This window comes from Enterococcus dongliensis, assembly GCF_031927985.1.
GTDB lineage: Bacteria > Bacillota > Bacilli > Lactobacillales > Enterococcaceae > Enterococcus_A > Enterococcus_A dongliensis.
The window spans coordinates 1-5,634 of record NZ_JARPZC010000036.1; the positions used below are offsets into that span (position 1 = coordinate 1).

Below are 5,634 nucleotides of genomic sequence, written 5' to 3' on the forward strand. Positions count from 1 at the left end.
CTTCTCGTTCTTTATATGTACGATTTGAAAAATTAGGCAGTTTACACACCATAGGAATCCTTCTTAAAAAAGTCGGTAAAAAAACTGATTGAATGTCCTCTGTCGTAGCGAAAATCAAACGAACATTAGCTTTCCTCTTATTTTCGGTTTCTCCAATGCGACTAAAGATCTTTTGATCCATCAAAATAAACAATTTTTCCTGACCCTCTGGAGACAGCCGATGAACCTCATCTAAAAAAAGAATACCTCCTTCTGCTTCTTCGATCAATCCGCCACGATCATTTTCTGCTCCTGTAAAAGAACCTTTTTTGTATCCAAATAACTGGCTTGAAAGTAGTTCAGGATTATTAAAATATTGTGCACAATTGAAAACAACGAAGGGCGAATCTTTTTCAAGGATACCTTGTTGTAAGCAAAAATCGTATACTTTTCTAGCCAACATGCTTTTACCTGTTCCAGATTCTCCCTGAAAAAGAATTGGAAGTCCTCCAGGATAATTTGCTGCAGAAATTAATTGATCAATCACATTTCTAAGGCTACCATTTCGTCCAATAACTATGTCAAATACATCTTCTTCATTGTAATGTAGCAGCTCATCTAAGGAAGAATATTCTTTTTTCACACACTCAATATTTAAGGCTTCTTCCGTATGTTTCTTGCTCAGAAACAATACAGGTCGAGTGTTAATTTTTATCAAATATCCCTCTGTCACTAACTCATTCAAATATCTACTTGCTGTATTACGTTTAATATTGAATCGCTCACAAATATCAGTAGCTGAAGTCGCAAATGTTTCATCTACAATAGAAATTGATTCGTTATTTAGTGATTCAACATATTTCAAAATCTCCCTTTTCATTCTATACCACCACTTTCTAAAACTCACTCTCTCTTTTTAGTCTACTTTTAAAGCACATATAGGTCAAATTGGGTTTTTACTTTTTCTATCATATAAGTAGGTTTACATAAATCATTAAGGTGGCTTTTCTCTACTCACATTGGTTGTTAAATTATATATTTTTAAATTTGAAATCCGTTCTATTAACGACTTCAGTAATTAAAAAAAAAGATCGAACTATTGAAGTATATAGTCCAATCGTATTCTATAAGTGATAGGATACATAAAACCAAGCTAAAGCATTCAATAGTTTAAACACAATAACTTCGTAGTTATTTCTTTTATATCATCAATTATTCTTCCTTCACAAGGAAATTTCAATTTTTCAGTAAGTTTATTGGGATATATAATTGTTCGTAGTCCCGCATTAAGCGCAGCAGACGCACCTGTTGGACTGTCTTCGATAGCAATTGCTTCTTCTGGTGTTAATCCCATCATTGAAATACAGGCCAAATATCCATCTGGTGCGGGTTTCCCCTTTTTTACATCCTCAATCGTTATAACTGTATCAAATATTTTTCGAATTTCGAGATGATAATTGAAAAAGAAATTTAATTCTTCAATACAAGAATTAGAAACAATAGCTAATTTCAGGCCATTTTGTCTAGACTTTAAAAGAATATCCTCAATTCCTGGTCGCAAAGGTAAGTTACGATAGCCTAAACGTTGTGCTTGTTTTATTGCTTCATTTAATTGCGTTTGATTGATCTTTCGTCCAACTCGTTTTTCTAGATCCTTGATGAAATTTCCTTCTACTTGCCCGATTGATAATTGATAGACTTCCTGAGTATAGTCATAATCAAATTCATAATATAAGAAATCATGAATAGCCTCATACACTAAATTCTCACTATCAACTAAAGTTCCATCAAAATCAAAAACGATCCCTTTTTTCATTACTTCCTCCTAACATGATCCCTTCCGATTTTCAAAAAAGTTCCAAAATTGAAATCATGTGAATAAGACATCACAACATTCTATCAAAATTTGGTGATTTCATTATTTATTTCTCGAAAACTACTTATTAATTTTTTGGGTGGAACAGTAGTTTTATCTCTTTGTTTATTTATTAAATATATCTCTTGATTATCTTTCTTTATGCTCTGCAAGTAATTACATGTTCTATCGTCTATTTTTTTGGACTTACAAGTTAAAATGTCTCCATTATAAAGATCGTCAAATATCCAAATGGTTTCACTTTTAATAAACGAAGGAAGATCAGAATACAGCTGATTTTCCGTTTCAACGAAATATATGGAGCACTGATCATCAGACAAGAAACAAGTAATCGCGCTAGCGACCGTAGCAAGTGAAGAAAAACTATACTTTTTCGGAATACCAATACCCGCAATAAAAAGAGAGAGACATAAAAGAAGAAGTATGATTGATAGAATAATACTTCCTTGATTAAATGCTCTGGTAGTCAGGAACAATAGAATAATGAAAGCAATCATTGAGATAAGTTTTGTTATCCCTAACTTCTTCAAATATCTTTCTCTATTTTTTTGTGTCTGAAAACGATCTCCAAATATGCTCCATTCTGGAGTAGTAATATTCACAACAATTGTCTTTGTTGACTCATCTCGATAAAAAAAATTAGGACTTTTTTGAGTTATCGAATCATTTGTAAATACACTACTAAACCATTTAACAAATTTTTTCTTTTTGTTTTGAAAATGGATGATTTGAAAATGAATCGATAGAAATTCAAAGAGGGTATAAACGTCCATTAGTATTCCATTACACGATAATATCGACGAGTTTTTGCTGACTTTCCTGTTTTTTGTTCATAGATACGTAGTAGTAAGTCATAATAATGATTTAGCAACCATGGCTCAATAAATTTGATTAACTCATCAGCAAAATCTTCGATGTTGAAATTTTTCATATCAATTGTATTTGAAGCAGTTGAGTGTTGATCAATAAATTGTTTTACACGAAGATCTTGATTTCGAGTTTCTCTAGAATTCAAAACCACATTTACCTGAAAGTCATCACTTATCAATTCGAAAGGACCATGGAAGAATTCTGATGAATGGATAGCTTGTGCCTGAATCCATTGAATTTCTTCCAAAATGTAATTGCAAAAGCAACACGCTTCACCCCATAATCGCCCAGATGTAACCCACATTTGCATGCGGCTTGGATCTGAAGATTGTACTAAGTTAATAGCGGTTTCCTCATTTCTCGAAATTTCTGAAGCTACCTTTTCTCCTACTAACTCTAACTCCTTTTTGTATTCAGATAAAATGATATCATCATTCTCTGTAAAGCATAGAATGAACCAACCAAAAAGAACTAAATGTACATCTGTATCCACAGAACTAGTACGATAGCTTAAAATATTTAATTTATCTAACTCTGTCTCGTCATCACCAATAAATCCATAAATCATAACTTCAGGAATTTTTTCTTTCGCTTTCTTCAAAACATCAATTAGTTCTTCAGTAGCTCCAGTCTTTGTTCCCACGATCAGCAATGTATTTTCATCAATTTGATCAAAATATAACTCAGACAGTTCTTCTGGGCTGACAATTAAAAATGGAATATCAATTTTTTCAAAAAGCATTGGCCGCATATCAACAAACTTTGTATATGTTCCGCCAGAACCTATTAGGTAAAGTTTTGTAATATTTCTTTGTTGCAAATTTCTAGCAATTTTTTCTACATCATTAAACTGGGTTACAACCTTTTGGTAATCGTTCACAAAATTTTCTGATTTGAAATACATCAATTTACTCTCCTTTTTATACAGATAAAAATCCAAAAATAGCACCTAGAACACTAACAATTAAAATAGCTAGTAAGATATAAATTACTTTAACGTCTTTCTTTAACAGTCTGCAAAACAAGAAAGTAATCAGTAACGGTAATAGTGCAGGCATCATAGAATCTAGTAAGCCTTGAATAGTTTGAGCATCTTTCCCATTGGTTAGTTTTACAGGGATGTTAATGATTACCATTGACGCTACCATACCTCCAATAACGGTATTACCGAGAATATTTATCGCATACGTAATATTTTCCATTAAACCGCTAGACATTTTTTCTATAAATGTGACTCCAGCTTTATATCCCCATAATGTTCCAAAATATCTGACCAATACATTTGGGACATTAAACACTATTAAAAATAGAATAGGACCTAAAATACTACCTTGCTTTGCTAGTGAAATACCTATCCCACTTGCGATAATTCTTAAGCTTCCCCAGAAAATTGAATCACCTATACCTGAAATCGGTCCCATCAAACCAGCTTTCATCGCATTAATTGAACTTTCATCAAATGAAGGATCATTTGCTTTTCTCTCTTCCATTGAAGCAGCTACACCAGCAATAAATGGAGATGTCGCAGAAGTACAATTAAAGAATTCTAAATGTCTTTGCATTGCTGCTTTTTGATCATTAACGTCGGAATAAAGCTTTTGAATTACTCCACTCATTGAGTAAGAGAAGGCTAAACTCATCATACGTTCGTAGTTAAATGAGGCCTCCATCGGCATAGATCTCCAAAAAATTCCCATTAAATCTTTTTTAGTTAAGTTTTTAGAAGTCATCGTATTGCTCCTCTCCACCGTTGTTATTTTGTCCTTTGCTCTTTTCAATGGTATCCAAGATAATATACATAATTCCTGCAAAGATTGCTCCCACAATTGCTGTAGCAATCATATCCAATTGTAGATAAGCTGAACAAACAAATCCCAAGAAGAAAAAGGGTGCAACTTTTTTTGAAAAAGTCATATTAATTAACATTGCAAATCCGACCGCTGGTAAAATATTAGTAGCAATGTTCATACCATCAATAAAAGCTTGTGGAATCAAATCTAAAATCACATCAACAGTACTACTACCGATAACAAATGCAACTGTGGTTACGGTTGTCATCATAATAATTCTGGTAAATGATGCGATTAGATGCATATTTGCTGCTTGTTTAATTTTCCCCTGTTCAACTAATTTATCCGCTTTATGTGTCATCGCTGGAAAAATGATAACGTATAAAATATTTTTGATTGCTAATCCTAAAGCGGCTATTGGTAAAACGAGTGTTAATGCTACATCTACGCCATATCCATTTTTTAGAACAAGTGCTGTTGCTAAAATTCCTCCAATGATTTCATCTGGGGGAACTGTTGCACCTACCCCCATCAAACCTAAGAAAGCTAATTCTAAAGTAGCTCCCATGATCAATCCTTGCGTTACATCACCAAAAAGTAATCCTACAAAAAGACCTGTAACCAAGGGTCTACCAATAAATGAGGCTCCCAAAAAGTCTTGCATATTTGCAATCAAGGCAATTAAAAATATTCCAATCGTTTGTACAACCATAGAACTCATCTCCTTCTTTCTATTTCAAAAGTGATCTAAATTCAACATTCGCATCGTTTGGTGCTTGTTTTACTAAGACTTCTACTCCTGAACCAACTAATTCATTTAATTCCTTAATCTCAGTTTCTGTAACATAAACAGCTTTTGCAATGTTTTCAGTATTCTCTCTCTTAGCAGATAAACCTAAATTGACCTTATTAATCTCTGGGACAGCTTTAGTTAATCTATAAGCATCATGAACATTTTCGACTACGATAAACACACTATATTTATCTGTAACACCACTTTTTATTGCTTTAATTGAATCCTCTATACTTTTAAAAATAAGCTTCGTATCATTCGGTTTTGCTAAGTTTAACGTTTGTTTTCTAAACGAATCATTTACAACATCATCGTTTGCGATCAGT

General features: G+C 32.8%; 7 protein-coding genes. All 7 read right to left on the reverse strand.

Features of this window, described 5'->3' with window-relative positions; genetic code table 11:
* A partial coding sequence (locus P7D84_RS13475) for a sigma 54-interacting transcriptional regulator (RefSeq protein ID WP_311806761.1) occupies positions 1 to 859 on the reverse strand: 859 nt, incomplete at its 3' end.
* A 282-nt stretch (positions 860 to 1,141) separates the two neighbouring features.
* Complete coding sequence (locus P7D84_RS13480) at positions 1,142 to 1,795, reverse strand: HAD family hydrolase (RefSeq protein ID WP_016252579.1); 654 nt, start codon at positions 1,793 to 1,795, stop codon at positions 1,142 to 1,144.
* Between the two features lie 83 nt (positions 1,796 to 1,878).
* Positions 1,879 to 2,628 (reverse strand): hypothetical protein, encoded by a 750-nt coding sequence (locus P7D84_RS13485; protein WP_311806763.1) that lies wholly within the window; start codon positions 2,626 to 2,628, stop codon positions 1,879 to 1,881.
* Positions 2,628 to 3,629, reverse strand: a complete 1,002-nt coding sequence (locus P7D84_RS13490; protein WP_049222273.1) for a hypothetical protein — start codon at positions 3,627 to 3,629, stop codon at positions 2,628 to 2,630. The genes P7D84_RS13485 and P7D84_RS13490 overlap by 1 nt, the downstream gene beginning before the upstream one ends.
* A gap of 16 nt (positions 3,630 to 3,645) precedes the next feature.
* Entirely contained in the window at positions 3,646 to 4,455 is an 810-nt protein-coding gene (locus P7D84_RS13495) for a PTS system mannose/fructose/sorbose family transporter subunit IID (RefSeq protein WP_016179131.1), read from the reverse strand.
* Positions 4,445 to 5,227 (reverse strand): PTS mannose/fructose/sorbose/N-acetylgalactosamine transporter subunit IIC, encoded by a 783-nt coding sequence (locus P7D84_RS13500; RefSeq protein ID WP_311806765.1) that lies wholly within the window; start codon positions 5,225 to 5,227, stop codon positions 4,445 to 4,447. The genes P7D84_RS13495 and P7D84_RS13500 overlap by 11 nt, the downstream gene beginning before the upstream one ends.
* A 19-nt stretch (positions 5,228 to 5,246) precedes the next feature.
* Positions 5,247 to 5,634: PTS sugar transporter subunit IIB (locus P7D84_RS13505; RefSeq protein WP_311806767.1), on the reverse strand; the 388-nt coding region annotated here is incomplete at its 5' end.

Bases quoted from the DNA above. Each gene is read 5' to 3' on its own strand.
- P7D84_RS13495 (WP_016179131.1), bottom strand. From the start codon at position 4,455: ATGACTTCTAAAAACTTAACTAAAAAAGATTTAATGGGAATTTTTTGG.
- P7D84_RS13490 (WP_049222273.1), bottom strand. From the start codon at position 3,629: ATGTATTTCAAATCAGAAAATTTTGTGAACGATTACCAAAAGGTTGTA.
- P7D84_RS13485 (WP_311806763.1), bottom strand. From the start codon at position 2,628: ATGGACGTTTATACCCTCTTTGAATTTCTATCGATTCATTTTCAAATC.
- P7D84_RS13500 (WP_311806765.1), bottom strand. From the start codon at position 5,227: ATGGTTGTACAAACGATTGGAATATTTTTAATTGCCTTGATTGCAAAT.
- P7D84_RS13480 (WP_016252579.1), bottom strand. From the start codon at position 1,795: ATGAAAAAAGGGATCGTTTTTGATTTTGATGGAACTTTAGTTGATAGT.